Here is a 19889-nt window from a genome sequence, read left to right on the forward strand (position 1 = left end):
CGACTGCTGCACAGCATGAGATCCGGGCACGCGTGCGCGCGCCAGCCCGGACAACAGGAGACGCCATGAAAACCATCGAATACCGTTGTCTTGCCGCGCGCCGTTCGCGCCTCTTGCCGCCGACGCACGGTGCATCGGAGGCCGCATGAGCACGCCCGACGCACTGAATGAACGGCGGCCGCCCTCGGTCGACATCGGCACGACGCTCGACGACGGGCCGTTCACGCCGATGCAGCGCGGCGTGGTGCTGCTCGCCGCGCTCGCGATCGTGCTCGACGGTTTCGACGGCCAGTTGATCGGTTTCGCGATTCCGGTGCTGATCCGCGAATGGGGCGTCACGCGCGGCGCGTTCGCGCCGGCCGTCGCGGCGGGGCTGGTCGGGATGGGGATCGGCAGCGCGTGCGCGGGGATCGTCGCGGACCGCTTCGGCCGCCGCCAGGCCGTGATCGGCAGCGTGTTCCTGTTCGGCATCGCGACCTGCGCGATCGGGTTCGCGCCCGACGTCGCGACGATCGCGATCCTGCGCTTTTGCGCGGGGCTCGGGATCGGCGGCGCGCTGCCGACCGCCACGACGATGACCGCCGAATACACGCCCGCGCGGCGCCGCACGATGATGGTGACCGCGACGATCGTCTGCGTGCCGCTCGGCGGGATGCTGGCCGGCCTGTTCGCGCACGAGGTGCTGCCGCGCTACGGCTGGCGCGGGCTGTTCTTCGCGGGCGGCGCGTTGCCGCTCGTGCTCGGCTTCGTGCTCGTGCGCGCGTTGCCCGAATCGCCGCGCTATCTGGCGCGGCGCCCCGCGCGCTGGCCGGAACTCGGCGCGCTGCTCGCGCGGATGCAGCGGCCGGTCGCGCCGGGCACCGTGTTCACCGATGCGAAGGACGCCCGCGCGCCGGGCGGCCGCGGCGGCTTCGGCGCGCTGTTCGCGAGCGGGCAGGCGCGCGACACGGTCGCGCTGTGGTGCGCGTTCTTCATGTGTCTGCTCGCCGTGTATGCGGCATTCAGCTGGCTGCCGACGATGCTCGCGGCGAGCGGGTTGAGCGTGTCGGTTGCGGGCTCGGGACTCACCGCGTACAACCTCGGCGGCGTGATCGGCGCGCTGTTGTGCGCGTGGGCGATCGCGCACGCGGGGTCGCGCTGGCCGCTCGCGCTGTGCAGCATCGGGGGCGCCGCGAGCGCGGTGTGGCTGATGGGCGTCGACGCGAGCCGCCACACGAACTGGCTGATCGTCGGGCTCGGCCTGCACGGGCTGTTCGTCAATGCGGTGCAGTCGACGATGTATGCGCTGTGCGCGTACATCTACCCGACGGCCGTGCGCGCGACGGGGACCGCGAGCGCGCTCGCGTTCGGCCGGCTCGGCGCGATCCTCAGCGCGTTCGCGGGCGCGCTCGTGATCACGGCGGGCGGCGCGGGCGCGTACCTGACGATGCTGGCCGTTGCGATGGGCGTGGTGTGCGTCGCGCTGCTCGCGGTGCGGCGGCACATTCCGCGGCTGTCGCGCGCGCAAACGCAGCCGCGCGAAGGGGACGAACTCGCCCGCACGTCGTCGTGACGTGCGGACGCATCGCGTGCGTTACAGCGTGGTGCGCACGTGCCAGAGCTCGGGGAACAGCACGACGTCGAGCATCTTGCGCAGATACGGCGCGCCGCTCGTGCCGCCGGTGCCCTGCTTGAAGCCGATGATGCGTTCGACCGTCGTCACGTGACGGAAGCGCCACTGGCGGAACGCATCCTCGAGATCGACGAGTTCCTCGGCCATCTCGTACAGTTCCCAGTGCTGCTGCGGATGACGGTAGACCTCGAGCCACGCGGCCTCGACCGTCTCGTTGTGCCGCATCGGCTGGGTCCAGTCGCGCTCGAGCCGCTCGGGCGCGATCGGGAACCCGCGCCGCGCGAGCAGGCGCACGACCTCGTCGTAGAACGACGGCGCTTCGAGCGTCGCGCGCACCTGTTCGAGGATGTCGGCCCGGTGCGCATGCGGCTGCAGCATCTGCGCGTTCTTGTTGCCGAGCAGGAATTCGAGCTGCCGATACTGGTACGACTGGAAGCCCGACGACTGGCCGAGATACGGCCGCATCGCCGAATACTCGGACGGCGTCATCGTCGACAGCACGTTCCACGCCTGGACCAGTTGCTCGAGGATGCGCGACACGCGCGCGAGCATCTTGAACGCGGGCGGCAGCGCGTCGGTGCGCACCGCGTCGAGCGCGCCGCGCAGCTCGAACAGCGCGAGCTTCATCCACAGTTCGCTCGTCTGATGCTGGATGATGAACAGCATCTCGTTGTGATCGGGCGACAGCGGATGCTGCGCGTCGAGGATCGAATTCAGCGACAGGTAGTCGCCATAGCTCATCGACTTCGAGAAATCGAGCTGCGCGTCGTGCCAGCCGGCTTGAGCGTTGGCCTCGCCCGGCACGTGCGGGGCCTCGTGCGCGGCTTGCGCCGGTTGTGCGGCGCGTGTGCCCGAGAACGGGCAGCCTGCCGGCGCGTCGCCGCCGGGCGGCTGCATGTGACCAGAATTCACGACTTTCTCCAGATTTGAATGACGAACGCGTGGCGCGCGCTGCGCATGCGGCGGCGGCGCGCCACGCAATACCGCTCAGGTCACCGCGCCGCGTTCGGCGAACTCGGGCGCCTTCCACGCGTCGGTGGCGAGGATGTCGCGCAGCGTCTCGACCGCATCCCATACGTCGGCGAAGCGCGTATAGAGCGGCGTGAAGCCGAAGCGCAGCACGTACGGCTCGCGGTAGTCGCCGATCACGCCGCGCGCGATCAGCGCCTGCATCACTTCGTAGCCGTGCGGATGCTCGAAGCTCGCCTGCGAGCCGCGCTGGTGATGCGCGCGCGGCGTGACGAGCTTCAGCGACAGGCCCGCGCAGCGTTCCTCGACGAGCGCGATGAACGCGTCGGTCAGCGCGAGCGACTTGCGGCGGATCGTCTGCATGTCGGTCTGCAGGAACACGTCGAGCCCGCATTCGACCATCGACATCGACACGATCGGCTGCGTGCCGCACAGGAAGCGCGCGATGCCCGGGTCGGGCGCGAAGCCCGGCTGCATCGCGAACGGCGCGCGGTGGCCCCACCAGCCCGACAGCGGCTGCGAGAAATGCGCGAGGTGACGCTGCGGCACCCACACGAATGCGGGCGAGCCGGGGCCGCCGTTCAGGTACTTGTACGTGCAGCCGACCGCGCCGTCCGCGCGCGCGCCGTTCAGATCGACCGGCACCGCGCCGGCCGAGTGCGCGAGATCCCACAGCATCAGCGCGCCCGCATCGTGCACCAGTTGCGTGACGGCCGGCATGTCGTGCATGTAGCCGGTGCGGTAGTTCACGTGCGTGATCATCGCGACGGCCGTGTCCGCGCCGAGCGCGCCGGGCAGGTCGGCCGGATCGTCGATCAGACGCAGTTCGTAGTTGCCGCCGAGTTGCTCGATCAATCCTTGCGCGATATACAGGTCGGTCGGGAAGTTCGAGCGCTCCGACACGATCACGCGACGCTCGGGCGCGCGCTCGGCCTGGTGGCGCAGCATCGCGGACAGCAGCTTGAACAGGTTGATCGAGATGGTGTCGGTGACGACCGTTTCGCCGGGCGCGCCGCCGATCAGCGTCGCGAGCTTGTCGCCGAGGCGGCGCGGCAGCGCGAACCAGCCGGCCGTGTTCCAGCTGCGGATCAGGCCTTCGCCCCATTCGGCGCCGATCACCTGCTGCGCGCGGGCGGCCGACGCGCGCGGCTGCGCGCCGAGCGAGTTGCCGTCGAGGTAGATCACGCCGTCGGGCAGCGAGAACTGGTCGCGCAGCGGGGCCAGCGGGTCGTCGCGGTCGAGCGCGAGCGCATCTTCACGGGTCTTGATCATCATGATGTGAGGTCGTAGGTCGGGTAGTCAGGAAGCCTGCGCGGGCAGCGCGCGCAGCACCGCGCGCACGGGGCTCGCGTCGAGCGTCGCGAATTTCAGCGGCAGCGCGATCAGTTCGTAGTCGCCGGTCGGCACGTCGTCGAGCACGATCCCTTCGAGGATCGCCATCCGGTGCGCGCGTACGCGGTGATGCGCATCCATCGTCTTCGATTCCTGGGGATCGAGCGACGGCGTATCGATGCCGATCAGCTTCACGCCGTGCGCGGCGAGCAGGTCGACGGTGTCGGGCGCGACCGCGCAGAAGTTGCTGTCCCACTGCTCGACCGCGGCGCGCGCATAAGTGCGCAACAGCACGCGCGGCGGCACGCCGTCGAGCGCGGCTTCCACATCGGCCGGCCGCACGACGGGCGATGCGCCGATGCAATGGATCACGCGGCACGGGCCGAGATAGGTGTCGAGCGGCACCGCGCCGATCGGCGCGCCGTCGGCGTCGTAGTGCAGCGGCGCGTCGCAGTGCGCGCCCGTGTGCGGCGACAGCGTCAGCCGCGCGACGTTGACCGGCGAACCGGCCTCCATCCGCCACACGCGTTCGACGGAAACCGGCGTATCGCCCGGCCACACGGGCGTGGCGGGGCTGACCGGCGGCGAAATGTCCCAGAGTGTGTCCATGGCATGACGAAGCGTGAATCGATGCTTCGAATGATAGGTGGACGCTCGCAGAAAGTGCTTGCGAAATAAACATGGACAATCCGCCGGATTGGCAGATAATTCGACTCAGAGGGAAAACGGGGACCAAAAATGCACGCGATCACGCTCGATGCCACCGACTGCCGGATTCTGGCGGTATTGCAGGAGGAGGGCAGAATCAGCAATCTCGACCTGGCCGAACGCATCTCGCTTTCGCCATCCGCCTGCCTGCGCCGCATGCGCCTGCTCGAGGAGCAGGGCGTGATCGAGCACTATCGCGCGTGCCTGAGCCGCGAGAAGCTCGGCTTCGAGCTCGAGGCGTTCGTGCAGGTGTCGATGCGCAACGAAGAAAATCAATGGCACGAGCGCTTCGCGGAAGCGCTGCGCGAATGGCCGGAGGTGGTCGGCGCGTTCGTCGTGACGGGCGAGAGCCACTATCTGCTGCGCGTGCTCGCGCATAACCTCAAGCACTATTCGGATTTCGTGCTGAACCGCCTGTACAAGGCGCCGGGCGTGATGGACATCCGTTCGAACATCGTGCTGCAGACGCTGAAGGACGAAGCGGGCGCGCCGGTCGGGCTGGCGCGCACGGGGGCGATCAAAGCGGTGTGAGGCCGTGGAAGCCGCCGCCGTGGAACACGAGCGGCGGCGCCGTGTCCGATACCGCGCGCACGCCGCAGCGTTCCACTTCGCCGACGAAGATCACGTGGTCGCCTTCGTCGTAGCGGCTGCGGTTGTGGCATTCGAACCACGCGAGCGCGCCGTCGAGCACGGGCATCCCGGAGTTGCCGGCCGCATGCGCGATCCCTTCGAAGCGGTCGCCCTTGTAGGTCGAAAAGCGCTTGCACAGGTCGAGCTGCGACGCCGCGAGCACGTTCACCACGTAGTGGCTGTTGCCGCGGAACACGGGCGTCGACGCCGATTTGTGCGCGAGGCTCCACAGCACGAGCGGCGGATCGAGCGAAACGGAATTGAACGAACTGGCGGTGATGCCGATCAGTTGGCCGGACGGCGCGCGCGTCGTGATCACCGTCACGCCCGTCGCGAACTGGCCGAGCGCTTGCCGGAACGCGGCCGCGTCGAAATCCGGCGGATTGGCCTGGCTCATCGGGCAGCCATCCGGAACGGGACGGGCGGGCGCGCCACGACACGGGCGTGACGGGTGCGGCGGACGAAAGACGACAAGGCGGTCGATTGGGAAGGGGTGCGCATGGCCCGATTTTAGCGGAATCGGGGCCGGCGGGCCCGGTCGGGCGGCGCATCGCGACGGCAGGGTGACGTAGCGAACACTGCGGCGCGCGACCGGCAGCGCGGTTCTGTCCCGTTTTTAACGCCGCGGCCATGCCGCGCGGCATGCCGTTGCGCCAGCGAGCGATCGCTACCCGCGCTATCGCGCCGCCGCCAGCCCGAGCGACAACGCCCCCGTGACGATCAGGCTCGACGCCCACACCGTATCGAGATTGAACCAGCTGCGCGACACGAACTTCAGCCCGAGATAGCGGTACACGAGCCACGCGAGCCCGCCGCCGGTGGCGATCATCGCGGCCGCATGCACGGCCGCGACGACGAGCGCCATCCCGAGATGCGCATCGACGAGCGTTGCCGCCGCGCGGTGGCCGGCATCGCGATCCAGCCCGCACAGACCGAGGTAGATCGGCACGAGCATCAGCCCCGCGCCGTGCGCGAGCGCGACCGCGAACGACCACAGGCCGAGCCGCGCCGGCGGAATCCGCGCGAGCGCCCGCGGATGCCGGCGCCGGATCAGCAGCACCGCGCCGAAGCCGATCACCAGCGCGCTCGCGCCGATCCGGATCGCCGACTGCCACGCGAGCAGCGCCGCGAGCAGCCCGAACGGCAGCATCACCGCGAAGACGGCCAGCGCATGACCGACCGCGAGATAGCCGAGCGCCGCGACGAGGGCGCGACCGCGGCGCGTCATCAGCGCGTTCGACACCGCGAGCGGCCAGCCCATCGCCGGGTTGAGCCCGTGATAGACGCCGCTCGCGAGCACGGCCGCCCACAGCGCGAACGGCGCGGGAAGGCCGGCGCTCAACGCTTGACCGACGGATAGCAGAACGAGTCGGTCGAGCAGTCGCCGCCTTCGAGCCGGATCTGGTGCGCGCGATAGCCGTCGGGGAATTCGACCCAGTAGTCGTCGGCGAGCGTCAGCCCGCCGTCCGGCCCCGCATGCGCGAGCACCTGCGCGGCCGGCACGCCGTCCGGATAGAACTGATCGTCCCACGTCGAATAGAGCGAGTTGGTCCAGTACACGCGCCGGCCGTCGCGGCTGATCTCGACCATCTGCGGGCCGCCCGCGAACGCGCGGCCGTTCGAGTGCGGCGCACGGCGCGCGATGCCGCCGATGCGCACCGACCCGGCGAGCACCGGGTTGTGCGGGTCCGACACGTCGTACTGGCGCATCTCGCCGGTGCCCCAGCACGACACGTACAGGAAGCGGTCGTCGAGCGACAGGTCGATGTCGGTCACGAGCGGGGGCACCGCGCCGAATCCTTGCAGCAGCGGCGGCAGCTCGTCGGCCGTGGCCGGCTCGGCCGGGATCGTCGCGGTCTTCTTCACATGGAACTTGCCGTCTTCGCGCCACCAGGTCCAGATCGAGCCTTCGAGATTGGTCGTGTCGACCACGACGCCGACGAATCCGTATTCGCGCACCGGGTCGTGCGCGGGCCGCACCTCGAGCGCCATCTGGTGCTGCGCGCCGAGATCGATCGTCTGCACGTTGCGCCGCGCGCGCAGGTCCCAGAAATGCAGCCGGTGCCCGTACTTGTTCGCGAGCAGTTCCTCGGGGACGATCCCGTGCTCGAATTGCGGCGGCAGCGCCCATTCGCTCGACACCATGTAGTCGCGCGGCAGGTTCCACCAGAAGTCGTAATGCTTGTCCTGCGGGCCGCGGTCGATCTCCCAGCGGCCGAGCACGTCGAAGGTCTCGCAATCCATGATGAAGATGCCGGGCGCGCCGTCGGTGCCGTCCTTGCCCGCGCCGCCGAGCGTGCTCACGTAGATGCCCTCGGGCCCGCAATGCACGGTGTGCGGCCGCGAATAGCCGGTTTTCGCGAAGATCTCGTCGGGTTCGATGATCTTGTGGATGCGCGCCTGCGTCGGATGCGGCTTCGTGTCGATCACGTAGATGCGCGACGAGCGCAGGCCGGGGATGATCAGGAAGCGGCGCTCGAGGAACGCATGGCCGGTGAGCGGCGACAGCGACGACGAGCACGCATTCCAGCCGAAATGGTGAAACTCGTCGCCGGTATTCGGCATCGTCACCGTATGGACGATCTTGCCGTACGTCGGCGAACCGGGCTTCACGTCGATCACGGCGAGCGCGTCGGGTCTGGAAAAATCGGGGCTCAGCAACAACGTATAGGCAAACGCTTCCGCCGGCGCCTGCATCGCAAGCTCGGGCGAAGCGTGAAACGTCGGGTCGGGCCGCATGCTCATGGTGATGCCTCCTCGATGGGTTGGGATCGTGAACGCACGGCCGTTCGTTGCGGGCGTGCGGATCGGGATGGCCGCGCGGGGTGCATCGTGCCGGCGGGTGCGATCGACGCACGGACGCACGTGTCGGTGCCACGCGCGGCGCCGTGCATCAGATCGTGAAAGCGGGGAAAGCGGGTGACGGCGACAGGCCGGATCGCCGCACCGGCGGCGGGGCGGACGGGCGGCAACGTGATGAAGCAGCCGAAGCGGCGCCTCGCGACGCGGCAGCGGCCGGGCGGGTGATGCGGGTGAATTCTGTTAAGGCATGCATAGCGATGTTCCGGCAGATGATGTTTGCATCAGGGTCGGGCATGCATCGAACGCTGCGCGCGTGGCGGCGGGTTTGCCGCCGTGCTAGCGCGTGCCTAAGTGTAGACGAGAATCGTGCAGGCGAGTCGGGCGCGGCACCTGGGTGATCTGCCAGTTTCGCGCGCGAGTGAGATACTTGCCGGAGTGCCGCTGCGTGCCGCACCGCGGGCGGGCGGCGGCGACGCGAAACGATGGCGCCGGTACTGGCGTGCCGGCTGCCTTCATCCACGAGGGACTGATTTCATGGGGAACGAGATGCTTGAAACCGCGACGCTCGGAGGCGGGTGTTTCTGGTGCACGGAGGCCGTGTTTCTCGACGTCGATGGCGTGACGGCCGTCCAGTCGGGTTACGCGGGCGGCCATACGCGCAACCCGGGCTATCGCGACATCTGCGAAGGCGACACCGGCCACGCGGAAGTCGTCAACGTGACGTTCGATCCGGCGCGCATCGGCTATCGCGAGATCCTCGAGATCTTCTTCGCGACGCACGATCCGACCACGCTGAACCGGCAGGGCAACGACGTCGGCACGCAGTACCGGTCGGTTGTGTTCACGCATTCGGATGCGCAGCGCGACACGGCGCTCGACGTGATCCGCGAGCTCGAACGCGAGCAGGTGTTCGGCCAGCCGATCGTCACACAGGTCGTGCCGCTCGACGGCAACTACTGGCCGGCCGAGGACTATCACCAGAACTATTACGCGCGGAACCCGGGGCAGGGCTATTGCTCGGTCGTGATCGGGCCGAAGCTCGCGAAATTCCGGCAGAAGTTCTCGCACCGGCTGAAGTCGCTGCGCGGCGCCTGAGCGTCGGCGGCGCAAGCCGGCGAAACCAGCGTCAAGCCGCCTCGTTGCGCCACTGCGCGCACGCGGCGGCGATTTCGCGGGCGAGCGCGATGCACGACAGCGGCGCGGAGCCTTCCGCCTTGTTGTTGATCGTGATGATCACCGGCTGCCCGGCCAGCGCATAGCGCGCGGCCAGTTCGGCGAGCGCCGAGCGCGTGGCCGGATCCTCGTCGACGAGCTTGTCGAACGGCTCGTATTTCGCTTTCGCCTGCTCGTACTTGAAGCCGCCGTGCAGGCTCCAGCGCACGATCAGCGGGCCCGGCGCATCGCCGTCGAGCAGTGCGAGCGCGGCGGCCTGGCGCAGCGGGTCGGGCATCCGCGCGTGCAGGCCGACGCAGTAGCGCACGCCGAGCGCGGCCAGCGCGCGGATGAAGCGCGGCGTGAGCAGGCTCGCGTCTCGGATCTCGATCGCGTAGCGCGTGCCGTCGGCGTCCGGCGGCAGCGGCGGCAGCGCCGCGAAGAACGCGGCGAGCCGGTCGATCAGCGCGGCCGGCTCCGCGAGCAGCTGATCGGGCAGTGGCGAGAACTGGAACACGAGCACGCCGGCTTTCCGGCCGAGCCCGTCGAGACACGGCTGGACGAATTCGCGGGTCGCGAGCTGGGCATCGAGGAAGGTCGGGTTCGGCCCGGACGGCTCGCCGCGCCGGCCGCGGATCACCGCGTCGGTCACCGCGGCCGGCGCCTTCACGACGAAGCGGAAATCGTCGGGCACCTGCTGCGCGTAGCGCAGGTAGTCGGCCACCGACAGCGGCCCGTAGAACGACCGGTCGAGGCTCACGCTCTTCAGCAGCGGATGCGCGCCGTACGCTTCGAGCCCTTCGCGCGACAGCTTCGTCTGCGCGAAATCGCCGTCGTAGACGATGCCGTTCCAGCCGGGGAAATACCACGACGACGTGCCGAGCCGCACGTTCGGCGGCAGGCCTGCCGCGGCGTCGGCCACGTCCGCCGAGATCGGCGCGGGCAGTACGCCGCGCTTGCGGCGGCCTTTCTTCGGCTCGGCGGCCGGCGGGGGCGGTTCGTCCCACAGCAGGCCGGACGACGGGGCAGGCTCGTCGTCATCGGCGGCGGGGCGGGAGGTCTGTCGGGCAAGCCGCGTCGGTCGCGCGTCCTCCTGCGCGTCCGGCGTCACGTGCTCATCGGCGCTGGCGGGGCGATCGTCGTCCGGCGGCGACGCGCGTGCGGCATCCGTCGGCACGCCGAACAGATCGAACTGTCCGTCGGCGTGCGACTCGTTGGCGTCGTCGCGCGGCTGTCGTTGCGGCGGCGCGTTGCGCCGCGTCCTGCCGTCACCCATGCATGCCCTGCGTGATGCGCCGCCTAGCGCGGCAGCGCGTGTTCGTACATGTAGCGCCGCGACCACGGCAGCGTTTTCGCGCTGCGTCCGGCCTTGCGGCACACGATCTGGAAGATCGACACGTCGTCGTGCTCGAACGCATACGCGCAGCCGGCGAGATACACGCGCCAGATGCGGAATTTTTCGTCGTCGACGAGCTTTCTCGCTTCCTCGGCTTTCGCTTCGAAGTTTTCCGTCCAGATATCGAGCGTGCGCGCATAGTGCCGGCGTAGGCTTTCGACGTCAACCGCCTCGAGGCCGCCGCGCTGCGCCGCTTCGAGCGCGAGGCTGATGTGCGGCAGCTCGCCGTCCGGGAACACGTAGCGATCGATGAATTCGCCGCCGCCGAGCGCCGTTTCGCCGCTTTCCGCGTCGGTCGACGTGATCCCGTGATTCATTGCGATGCCGTCGTCGGTGAGCAGCTCGCGCACGCGCGAGAAGTAGAGCGGCAGGTTCTTGCGGCCGACGTGCTCGAACATCCCGACGCTCGTGATCCGGTCGAACTGGCCGTCGATCTCGCGGTAATCCTGCAGACGAATCTCGATCTTGTCCTCGAGCCCCGCGGCCTTCACGCGCGCGGTCGCGAGGTCGAACTGGTTCTGCGACAGCGTCACGCCGAGACACGTCGCGCCGAACTTCTGCGCGGCGCGCAGCACGAGCGCGCCCCAGCCGCAGCCGATGTCGAGCAGGCGCTGGCCGGGCTCGAGCTGGATCTTCGTCAGGATGTGGTCGATCTTCTTGATCTGCGCGGTGGCGAGATCCTCGTCGCCGTTCTCGAAGTACGCGCACGAGTACACCATGTTCTCGTCGAGCCACAGCTGGTAGAACGCGTTCGACACGTCGTAGTGGTACTGGATCGCCTTCTTGTCGGTGCTCTTCGTGTGATTGAAGTAGCGTTTCACGCGGGCCAGCTTGCTCGCGCTCGTCACGGTGCTGCGCGCGAGCGAGTAGCCGATGTTGATGATGTCCGACAGCTTGCCTTCGATGTCGATCTTGCCCTTCACGTACGCCTCGCCGAGATTGTCGAGGCTCGGTTCGAGCAGCAGCGGCAACGCCGATGCGCTGTTCACCTTCAGCGTGACCTGCGGCGCGCTGAAGGTGCCGAAATCGAGTTGATCGCCGTTCCACAGCACGAGTCGCGCCGGTATGTTCGCTTTTGCCCGTACTTCATCCGCCCACTGTGCCAGCTTCTTTTCCCAGAACATTTGGATTCTCCGTTTGTTCGTTGAATCGAATACAGCCAAGTATCTTGACCGGCGCCCACCGCTTGCGGCGCAGGCACCCGGATGCAACACGAGACACGACCGGCGCACGCCGGCGCCGCGCTTACGGCGACAGGCGCGAGATCGTCCAGCCCGGCGCCGCCGCGGCGTCGCGCGTATAGAGCAGGCGGTCGTGCAGCCGCGACGGGCGCCCCTGCCAGAATTCGATCGCGTCGGGCACGAGGCGGTAGCCGCCCCAGTGCGGCGGGCGCGGCGGGTTGTCGCCGTAGCGTTCGCTGACGGCCTGTTCGCGCGCTTCGAGCGTCGCGCGGCTGTCGATCACGGTGCTCTGGTCCGACGCCCATGCGCCGATGCGCGAGCCGAGCGGGCGCGATGCGAAATAGCGGTCGCTTTCTTCCGCGCTGGTTTTCTCGATCCGGCCCTCGATGCGCACCTGGCGCTCGAGCTCGATCCAGTAGAACAGCAGCGCGGCTTGCGGATGCACGGCGAGATCGTGGCCCTTGCGGCTGTCGTAATTGGTGAAGAAGACGAACCCGCGTTCGTCGACGCCCTTGATGAGCCGTATTCGGGCCTCCGGCGGGCGGTGGGCGCCGACGGTCGCGAGCGTCATCGTGTTCGGCTCGGGCAGCTTGGCGGCGAGCGCCTCCTTGAACCAGCGATCGAACTGGGCGAACGGGTCGGGGGCGGCATCGGCTTCGTCGAGCGAAGCACGCGAATAGTTGATGCGAAGATCGGCGAGAGTCGTCATGTTATGCAAACGCTTCAATCTGGGGCCAGTATAGCTAACGCGCGAGAATCGTGCGTGCACAGTGGGGCGGGGGAGCGGGGAGTTCAGGCAAAATAGAGGGCTGCACGACTTACGTTTTCCTTGCTGCCATGTCCTCCGCCGACGCTGCCCCGCCCCGTTCTTCCGATCTTACCCCGACCCCGGAAATCCAGCTTGACGTGGATCGCGCCCGGCGTTTCGGCGGCGTCGCGCGCCTGTACGGCGCGCCGGCGGCCGCCGCATTCGAGCGGGCGCACGTCGCGGTGATCGGGATCGGCGGCGTCGGGTCGTGGGTGGCCGAGGCGCTCGCGCGCAACGCGGTCGGCACGCTGACGCTGATCGATCTCGACAACGTCGCGGAAAGCAACACGAACCGGCAGGTCCATGCGCTCGACGGGAATTACGGCAAGCCGAAGGTCGACGCGATGGCCGAGCGGATCGCGCTGATCGACCCCGCGTGCCGCGTGAACCGGATCGAGGATTTCGTCGAGCCCGACAACTTCGACGCGCTGCTCGGCGGCGGCTTCGACTACGTGATCGATGCGATCGACAGCGTGCGCACGAAGGTCGCGCTGATCGCATGGTGCGTCGCGAAACGGCAGCCATTGATCGTCGTCGGCGGCGCGGGCGGACAGCTCGACCCGACGCGCATCCGCATCGACGATCTCGCGCTGACGATCCAGGATCCGCTGTTGTCGAAGGTGCGCGCGCAATTGCGCAAGCAGCACGGTTTTCCGCGCGGGCCGAAGGCGCGCTTCAAGGTCAGCGCCGTGTATTCGGACGAGCCGCTGATCTATCCGGAAGCGGCGGCCTGCGACATCGAGGACGGCGCGGAGCCGTCTGCTGCCGCGCACGTCGCGGGGCTCAACTGCGCGGGCTTCGGTTCGAGCGTGTGCGTGACCGCGAGCTTCGGTTTCGCGGCGGCCGCGCATGCGCTGCGGGCGATCGCGGCACAGGCGGCCGGCTGAGCGCGCGGCGCGCGGGCAGGGAAGGATGACGCTGCGGCGCGGGGAGCGCGCCGCGGGCGAGACGGCGATGCAGCCGGGCCGTTGCGGTCCGGCCAGTCGCGCGTCAGGTCAGTTGAGCGCCATGCTCAGCTTGCGTCGCCATGCGGCGACGAGGTCGGGGCGATCGCCGGCCAGTTCGAACACCGAGATCATCGTGCGGCGGCCGAGGTCGTCGCCGTATGCGCGATCGCGCGTCACGATTTCCAGCAACTGCTCCAGCGCCCCTTCGTACGCGCGCCGCGCGATCAGGCTCTGCGCGAGGTCGAAGCGCGCGTCGAGATCGGCCGGGTTCGCCGCGATGCGTGCCTCGAGCGCGTCGGTCGGCGGCAGGTCGGCCGTGGCGTCGAGCGCGTCGAAACGGGTCTTGATCGCCTGGTAGCGCGGGTCGCCGTTCTGCACGGTCTGCGGCGACAGGCGCTCGGTCTCCGCGCGCGCGGCGTCGACTTCGTTGCGCGCGAGCAGCAGCTCGATCAGGTCGAGGCGCGCGTCGTCGTAGCCGGGGTTCAGCGCGAGCGCCGCTTCGAGGTGCGTGAGCGCATCGTCGAAGCGCTGTTCGGCCATCGCGTACTGCGCGGCGCGGCGCTCGGCTTCCTCGGCCGCCGGCAGCAGCCGGTCGAGGAACGCGCGCAACTGCCCTTCGGGCAGCACGCCGACGAACTGGTCGACCGGCCGCCCGTCGGCGAACGCGATCACGTGCGGGATGCTGCGCGTCTGGAAGTGCGCGGCGAGTTCCTGGTTCTCGTCGACGTTGACCTTCACGAGCTTCCAGCGGCCGGCGTAATCGGCTTCGAGTTTTTCCAGCAGCGGGCCGAGCGTCTTGCACGGGCCGCACCACGGCGCCCAGAAGTCGACCAGCACGGGCGTGTCCAGCGACGCCTCGATGACGTCTTTCTCGAATGTGGCAAGCGTGGTGTCCATGTCGTTCTCTTCCGTTCGAATATCGTCAGGATGGGGGCGGCGCGCCGCTTTTTCAACGCGGCTTCGATTCGGGCAGCGGAATCCACTCGGTCTCGCCGGGCACCTTGCCCATTTCCTGGCGCGTCCATGCCGCTTTCGCGTGCTCGATCGCGTCGCGGCTGCTCGCGACGAAATTCCATTCGATGAAGCGTTCGCCGTCGATCCGGTCGCCGCCGAGCAGCATTGCGCGCGCACCGCTGCCGCTCGTCAGCGCGACCGTCGCGCCCGGCGCGAGCACGGCCATCCGTTCGGCCGGCACCGGCGTACCGTCGATCGCGAGATCGCCATCGACCACGTAGACCGCGCGCTCCTCGTGCGACGCATCGAGTTCGAGCCGGCCGCCGACCGCGAATTCGGCCGCGACGTACAGCGTGCGCGAGAACGTCGTCACGGGCGAATGCAGCCCGAACGCGTCGCCGGCGATCACCGTCAGCGCGACGCCGTTTTCATCGCGCTTGGGCAGCGTGTCGGCCGCGTGGTGCTCGAACGACGGCTCGGTCGTCTCGTGCGTTTTCGGCAGTGCGACCCAGGTCTGGATCCCGTGCACGGTGTGGCCGTTCGCGCGCTGGGCGTCGGGCGTACGCTCGGAGTGGACGATCCCGCGGCCGGCCGTCATCCAGTTCACGTCGCCCGGCACGATTTCCTGCAGCGAGCCGAGGCTGTCGCGATGCAGGATCGCGCCGTCGAACAGGTAGGTGACCGTCGCGAGCCCGATGTGCGGATGCGGGCGCACGTCGAGCCCCGTGCCGGCCGGCAGTGCGGCGGGCCCCATGTGATCGAAGAAGATGAACGGGCCGACGAGGCGTGCGGCGAGCGCGGGCAGCGTGCGGCGCACCTGCAGGTTGCCGATGTCGCGCACGTGCGGCTTCAGCAGGGCTTTGATCGAGTCGGTCATGGCGGGCCTCGTGGGGAGCGGCTGGGTTGGCGGTCATTGTACTGGCGGCGCGAGGCGGCCGCGGCAGGCACGCGTCGTGCTGCGTCCGCCGCGCGGCACAAGCCACCGCGTCCGCCGCCGATTCCATATGCGCCGCGCGGGTATCGGGCGCGGCGGCGAAACCCGGTAGACTGACCGGCTTCACAACGACAATTCGACAATCGAGGAGACGCCGATGATGGCCCCGAAGGACTTGCTGCTCGCGCTGGTCGTGATCCTGGCGTGGGGCGTGAACTTCGTCGTGATCAAGGTCGGCCTGCACGGCATGCCGCCGATGCTGCTCGGCGCGCTGCGCTTCACGCTCGCGGCCGTGCCGGCGGTGTTCTTCGTGCGGCGGCCGCAGATTTCGTGGCGGCTGCTGGTGCTGTACGGCGCGACGATCCAGCTCGGCCAGTTCGTGTTCCTGTTCACCGGCATGTACGTCGGGATGCCGGCCGGCCTCGCGTCGCTCGTGCTGCAATCGCAGGCGTTCTTCACGCTGGTGTTCGCGATGCTGTTCCTCGGCGAGCGGCTGCGCGTGCAGAACCTGGTCGGGCTCGCGATCGCCGCGGCCGGGCTCGTCGTGATCGCCGCGCAGGGCGGCCGCGCGATGACGCTCGCGGGCTTCCTGCTGACGATCTGCTCGGCCGCGATGTGGGCCGTCGGCAACATCGTCACGAAGAAGGTCGGGAAGGCCAACCTCGTGTCGCTCGTCGTGTGGGCGAGCCTCGTGCCGCCCGTGCCGTTCTTCCTGCTGTCGCTGTGGTTCGAGGGGCCGCGGCGGATCGCGACCGCGCTCGCCGGGCTCGACGGCGCGTCGATCTTCGCGGTCGTCTATCTCGCGTTCGTCGCGACGCTGCTCGGCTACGGGCTGTGGAGCCGCCTGCTGTCGCGCTACCCGGCCGCGCAGGTCGCGCAGTTCTCGCTGCTGGTGCCGATCGTCGGGCTCGCGTCGTCGGCGCTGCTGCTCGACGAGCATCTGACGCAATCGCAGCTGATCGGCGCCGCGCTCGTGATGGGCGGGCTCGCGGTGAACGTGTTCGGCGGGAAACTGCTGAGCCGCTTCGCGGCATCGTGACGCGCCGGCACGCGCGGCGTGCCGGCGGCAGGGAACGGGTGACGCTCAGGCCATCCGGTTCTTCGCGAGCGGCGGATTCGCGGCGAAATAACGCTTGATGCCGCGGAAGATCGCGTCGGCCATCTCGTCGCGATAGCTGTCGTCGTTGAGGCGGCGCTCTTCGTCCGGGTTGCTGATGAACGCGGTCTCGACGAGGATCGACGGAATGTCGGGCGCCTTCAGCACCGCGAACCCGGCCTGCTCGACCGAGCCCTTGTGCAGCTTGTTGATGCCGCCCACTTCCTTCAGCACGTAGTTGCCGTAGCGCAGCGAGTCGCGGATCTGCGCGGTCGTCGACATGTCGAACAGCGCGCGGTTCACGGCCGCGTCCGCCGTCTTGATGTTGATGCCGCCGATCAGGTCCGACGAATTCTCCTTGTTCGCCATCCAGCGCGCCGCGGCACTCGTCGCGCCGTGGTCGGACAGCGCGAACACCGACGAGCCGCGCGCGGACGGCGTCGTGAACGCATCCGCGTGGATCGACACGAACAGGTCGGCGCCGACGCGGCGCGCTTTCTGCACGCGCACGTTCAGCGGCACGAAGAAGTCGGCGTCGCGCGTCATCATCGCGCGCATGTTCGGGGCGGCGTCGATCTTCGCGCGCAGCTTCTTCGCGATGTCGAGCGCGATGTGCTTCTCGTACGTGCCGCCGCCGCCGATCGCGCCCGGATCCTCGCCGCCGTGGCCCGGGTCGATCGCGACCGTCAGCAGGCGTACCGTGCCGCCCTTGCCGGATTTTGGCGCGGTGAACTTGTAGGTGTCCCCGTCGTCGTCGTTGTCGTCGCGGCGCGCGATGACGGGCGGCGGCTTGACGGCCGGCTTCGCGGGCGTCGACGGCGTGCCGGCGGCCGGCGGCGTATGCGGCGCGGCCGGCGTGTTCTGCGCGAAACGCTGGAAGAATGCGTCGCTGTTGTCGCCCGCGCCCGCGCCGGGCGGCGGGGTGCCCGGGCCGGCCAGCGTGGACGGCGGCTGCATCTGCTGCGCGCGCGCGGTGTCGTTGAGCGCCTGTTCCTTGCGTTCCGTCTGCGCGATCAGGTCGGACAGCGGATCGGGCGCGACGGCCGGATACAGGTCGAACACGAGCCGGTACTTGTACGTGCCGACGGGCGGCAGCGTGAACACCTGCGGCTTCACCGAGCCTTTCAGGTCGAACACCATCCGCACGACGTGCGGCTGATACTGGCCGACGCGCACCGACTGGATCTGCGGATCGTTCGGCGCGATCTTCGATACGAGATCGCGCAGCGCCTGGTCGAGGTCGAGGCCGTTCAGATCGACGACCAGGCGGTCGGGACCCTGCAGCAACTGTTGGCTATTCTGCAGCGGCTGGTCGGATTCGATCGTGACGCGCGTGTAATCGCGTGCGGGCCACACGCGCACGCCGAGCACCGACGACGCGTGCGCGAGCCGCGGCGCGACGAGACCGAGCACCAGCGTCGACGCCCCCGCGCGCAGGATCTGACGGCGCCGCCAGTTGTGCGTCGCGGTGGCCGCCGATTCGATCGAGCGGAACGGTTTGATCAACATCTTTCGAGACATGCCTTTCCTGAAGCGCTGTACGCCCGGACGGTGAGGGCACGGCCGTCGCCATCCACGTCGAGCGAGAAAACCAGATCGGGCACGCCGAGCAGCGCACCCGCCTGTTGCGGCCATTCGACGAGGCAGATCGCGCTGGAATTGAAATATTCGCGAAAGCCTGCATCGGACCATTCGGCCGGATCGTTGAATCGATACAGATCGAAGTGATAGACCTCGAGTTCCCCGTCGCTGCGCTCGAGCGCGTACGGCTCGACGAGCGTATAGGTCGGGCTGCGCACGCGCCCCGGGTGGCCGAGGCCGCGCAGGATCGCGCGCACGAGGGTCGTCTTGCCCGCGCCGAGATCGCCGACCAGCTGGATCTGCAGCCCGTCGAACGCATGGGCGCGGCCGAGCTCGATGCGCGCCGCGTCGAGCGCGTGCGCGAAGCGGGTGCCGAAGGCCTCGGTTGCCGCTTCGTCGGCGAGCGCGATCACGCGCTCCGCGAGCGGGGCGGGCAACATGGCATGAGGCGGTTGGCTGGACGTGGCTGGCATTCTCGTAAAATAGTGCGATGAACCGACTACCGGAACGCGCCGCATCCGACAGGCCTTCGACTCATGGCGAAGGCGCGGCGCCGTGCGCGCTCGACGATGCGGCGTTGACTGCGCTCGCCGCTCGCATCAGGGCGTGGGGGCGCGAATTGGGTTTCGGGGCGATCGGCATCAGCGACACCGATCTCTCGGATGCCGAAGCGGGCCTCGCCGCCTGGCTGGAAGCCGGATACCACGGCGAAATGGATTATATGGCCAAACATGGGATGAAACGCGCGCGGCCGGCCGAACTTGTGGCCGGTACGCGACGCGTGATTTCCGTGCGGCTCGCCTATATGCCGGCCGAAACGCTCGCGGCCGACACGCCCGACGACGAGCCCGGCGCGCTCGCGCCGCACGACTGGCGCGCGCGCGAACGGGCGCGGCTCGACGATCCGCAGGCGGCCGTCGTGTCGATCTATGCGCGCGGCCGCGACTATCACAAGGTGCTGCGCAACCGGTTGCAGACGCTCGCGGAGCGCATCGAGCACGAGATCGGCGGGTTCGGCTACCGCGTGTTCACCGATTCGGCGCCCGTGCTCGAAGTCGAGCTCGCGCAGAAGGCCGGGGTCGGCTGGCGCGGCAAGCACACGCTGCTGCTGCAGCGCGATGCCGGCTCGCTGTTCTTTCTCGGCGAGATCTACGTCGACCTGCCGCTACCGACCGACGCGCACACGTCGCCCGACAGCGCGCCCGAGGCGCCCGGCGCGCACTGCGGCAGCTGCACGCGCTGCATCGACGCGTGCCCGACCGGCGCGATCGTCGAGCCGTACCGCGTCGACGCGCGCCGCTGCATCTCGTATCTGACGATCGAACTGAAAGGCAGCATCCCCGAGCCGCTGCGGCCGATGATCGGCAATCGCGTGTACGGTTGCGACGACTGCCAGCTCGTGTGCCCATGGAACAAATTCGCGCAGGCCGCGCCCGTCGCCGACTTCGACGTGCGGCACGGCCTCGACCGCGCGACGCTCGTCGAGCTGTTCGCGTGGGACGGCGAGACGTTCGATGCGCGGATGCAGGGCAGCGCGATCCGGCGCATCGGCTACGAAAGCTGGCTGCGCAATCTCGCGGTCGGGCTCGGCAATGCGCTGCGCACCGGCGCGGACCGGCTCGCGCCGCCGGCGCGCGACGCGATCGTCGCCGCGCTGCGCGCCCGCGCCGACGATCCGTCGCCGATCGTGCGCGAGCATGTCGAATGGGCGCTGCGAGCCGCGTGAAGGCGGCGTAAAGTGTCGTCGGCGCGCGGGCAGGGCCGCGCGCATTCCCGGTCAGGAGAAG

19 protein-coding genes are annotated in these 19889 nt (G+C 69.1%); 6 read left to right on the forward strand and 13 right to left on the reverse strand.

Annotation, left to right across the window (positions count from 1 at the left end):
- The first annotated feature begins 145 nt into the window (after nucleotides 1-145).
- Nucleotides 146-1552, forward strand: a complete 1407-nt coding sequence (locus J8I35_RS16990) for an MFS transporter (RefSeq protein ID WP_209926292.1) — start codon at nucleotides 146-148, stop codon at nucleotides 1550-1552.
- 21 nt (nucleotides 1553-1573) lie between these two features.
- Here the strand turns inward: J8I35_RS16990 and kynA are convergent, their stop codons facing one another.
- The 3 genes from kynA to kynB all read right to left on the reverse strand — a co-directional run bounded on the left by kynA (nucleotide 1574) and on the right by kynB (nucleotide 4522).
- On the reverse strand, nucleotides 1574-2509 hold the full coding sequence (kynA, locus tag J8I35_RS16995; RefSeq protein ID WP_209926443.1) for a tryptophan 2,3-dioxygenase: 936 nt from the start codon (nucleotides 2507-2509) through the stop codon (nucleotides 1574-1576).
- 90 nt (nucleotides 2510-2599) lie between these two features.
- Nucleotides 2600-3850 carry a kynureninase gene (gene kynU, locus J8I35_RS17000; protein ID WP_124557329.1) on the reverse strand — a complete coding sequence of 417 codons (1251 nt, stop codon included), beginning with the start codon at nucleotides 3848-3850 and terminating at the stop codon, nucleotides 2600-2602.
- Between the two features lie 30 nt (nucleotides 3851-3880).
- Nucleotides 3881-4522 carry an arylformamidase gene (kynB, locus tag J8I35_RS17005; RefSeq protein WP_050017019.1) on the reverse strand — a complete coding sequence of 214 codons (642 nt, stop codon included), beginning with the start codon at nucleotides 4520-4522 and terminating at the stop codon, nucleotides 3881-3883.
- A gap of 129 nt (nucleotides 4523-4651) precedes the next feature.
- Between kynB and J8I35_RS17010 the strand changes: the two genes are divergently transcribed.
- A complete protein-coding gene (locus J8I35_RS17010) occupies nucleotides 4652-5152 on the forward strand; it encodes an Lrp/AsnC family transcriptional regulator (RefSeq protein WP_006477992.1) in 501 nt (166 codons plus the stop codon).
- On the opposite strand, the gene J8I35_RS17015 is transcribed toward J8I35_RS17010, so the two are convergent.
- The 3 genes from J8I35_RS17015 to J8I35_RS17025 form a co-directional block, all read right to left on the reverse strand.
- Complete coding sequence (locus J8I35_RS17015; RefSeq protein ID WP_050017021.1) at nucleotides 5139-5648, reverse strand: flavin reductase family protein; 510 nt, start codon at nucleotides 5646-5648, stop codon at nucleotides 5139-5141. The genes J8I35_RS17010 and J8I35_RS17015 overlap by 14 nt on opposite strands.
- A gap of 279 nt (nucleotides 5649-5927) precedes the next feature.
- Entirely contained in the window at nucleotides 5928-6593 is a 666-nt protein-coding gene (locus J8I35_RS17020; RefSeq protein WP_209926294.1) for a hypothetical protein, read from the reverse strand.
- Nucleotides 6590-7996, reverse strand: coding sequence for a selenium-binding family protein (locus J8I35_RS17025; RefSeq protein ID WP_209926295.1), 1407 nt, complete (start codon nucleotides 7994-7996; stop codon nucleotides 6590-6592). The genes J8I35_RS17020 and J8I35_RS17025 overlap by 4 nt, the downstream gene beginning before the upstream one ends.
- 591 nt (nucleotides 7997-8587) lie before the next feature.
- On the opposite strand from J8I35_RS17025, the gene msrA reads away from it, so the two are divergent.
- Complete coding sequence (msrA, locus tag J8I35_RS17030; RefSeq protein ID WP_050017027.1) at nucleotides 8588-9148, forward strand: peptide-methionine (S)-S-oxide reductase MsrA; 561 nt, start codon at nucleotides 8588-8590, stop codon at nucleotides 9146-9148.
- 31 nt (nucleotides 9149-9179) lie between these two features.
- Here the strand turns inward: msrA and J8I35_RS17035 are convergent, their stop codons facing one another.
- The 3 genes from J8I35_RS17035 to pdxH form a co-directional block, all read right to left on the reverse strand.
- Nucleotides 9180-10481 carry a DUF72 domain-containing protein gene (locus tag J8I35_RS17035; RefSeq protein ID WP_050017029.1) on the reverse strand — a complete coding sequence of 434 codons (1302 nt, stop codon included), beginning with the start codon at nucleotides 10479-10481 and terminating at the stop codon, nucleotides 9180-9182.
- A 23-nt stretch (nucleotides 10482-10504) separates the two neighbouring features.
- Nucleotides 10505-11725 carry a cyclopropane-fatty-acyl-phospholipid synthase family protein gene (locus tag J8I35_RS17040; RefSeq protein WP_050017030.1) on the reverse strand — a complete coding sequence of 407 codons (1221 nt, stop codon included), beginning with the start codon at nucleotides 11723-11725 and terminating at the stop codon, nucleotides 10505-10507.
- 121 nt (nucleotides 11726-11846) lie between these two features.
- Nucleotides 11847-12491: a pyridoxamine 5'-phosphate oxidase gene (gene pdxH, locus J8I35_RS17045; protein ID WP_209926297.1), complete on the reverse strand. Its 645-nt coding sequence runs from the start codon at nucleotides 12489-12491 to the stop codon at nucleotides 11847-11849.
- 128 nt (nucleotides 12492-12619) lie between these two features.
- On the opposite strand from pdxH, the gene J8I35_RS17050 reads away from it, so the two are divergent.
- The gene (locus J8I35_RS17050) at nucleotides 12620-13477 is read left to right on the forward strand and encodes a tRNA threonylcarbamoyladenosine dehydratase (protein WP_050017033.1); all 858 of its coding nucleotides are present in this window, start codon (nucleotides 12620-12622) and stop codon (nucleotides 13475-13477) included.
- Between the two features lie 108 nt (nucleotides 13478-13585).
- Here the strand turns inward: J8I35_RS17050 and trxA are convergent, their stop codons facing one another.
- Complete coding sequence (gene trxA, locus J8I35_RS17055) at nucleotides 13586-14434, reverse strand: thioredoxin (protein WP_050017034.1); 849 nt, start codon at nucleotides 14432-14434, stop codon at nucleotides 13586-13588.
- A gap of 52 nt (nucleotides 14435-14486) precedes the next feature.
- A complete protein-coding gene (locus J8I35_RS17060) occupies nucleotides 14487-15368 on the reverse strand; it encodes a pirin family protein (RefSeq protein ID WP_050017036.1) in 882 nt (293 codons plus the stop codon).
- Between the two features lie 217 nt (nucleotides 15369-15585).
- On the opposite strand from J8I35_RS17060, the gene J8I35_RS17065 reads away from it, so the two are divergent.
- Entirely contained in the window at nucleotides 15586-16464 is an 879-nt protein-coding gene (locus tag J8I35_RS17065) for an EamA family transporter (protein ID WP_185625052.1), read from the forward strand.
- Between the two features lie 45 nt (nucleotides 16465-16509).
- Here the strand turns inward: J8I35_RS17065 and J8I35_RS17070 are convergent, their stop codons facing one another.
- Together J8I35_RS17070 and tsaE are read right to left on the reverse strand one after the other, a co-directional pair.
- The gene (locus J8I35_RS17070) at nucleotides 16510-18042 is read right to left on the reverse strand and encodes an N-acetylmuramoyl-L-alanine amidase (protein ID WP_050017039.1); all 1533 of its coding nucleotides are present in this window, start codon (nucleotides 18040-18042) and stop codon (nucleotides 16510-16512) included.
- A complete protein-coding gene (gene tsaE, locus J8I35_RS17075; RefSeq protein WP_050017041.1) occupies nucleotides 18024-18575 on the reverse strand; it encodes a tRNA (adenosine(37)-N6)-threonylcarbamoyltransferase complex ATPase subunit type 1 TsaE in 552 nt (183 codons plus the stop codon). The genes J8I35_RS17070 and tsaE overlap by 19 nt, the downstream gene beginning before the upstream one ends.
- Before the next feature lie 17 nt (nucleotides 18576-18592).
- Here tsaE and queG point away from each other — a divergent pair, with 17 nt between their 5' ends.
- Complete coding sequence (gene queG / locus J8I35_RS17080; protein WP_209926299.1) at nucleotides 18593-19828, forward strand: tRNA epoxyqueuosine(34) reductase QueG; 1236 nt, start codon at nucleotides 18593-18595, stop codon at nucleotides 19826-19828.
- Nucleotides 19829-19889 lie beyond the last annotated feature (61 nt).

It is taken from the genome of Burkholderia sp. CpTa8-5, assembly GCF_017815045.1.
Classification (GTDB): domain Bacteria; phylum Pseudomonadota; class Gammaproteobacteria; order Burkholderiales; family Burkholderiaceae; genus Burkholderia; species Burkholderia sola.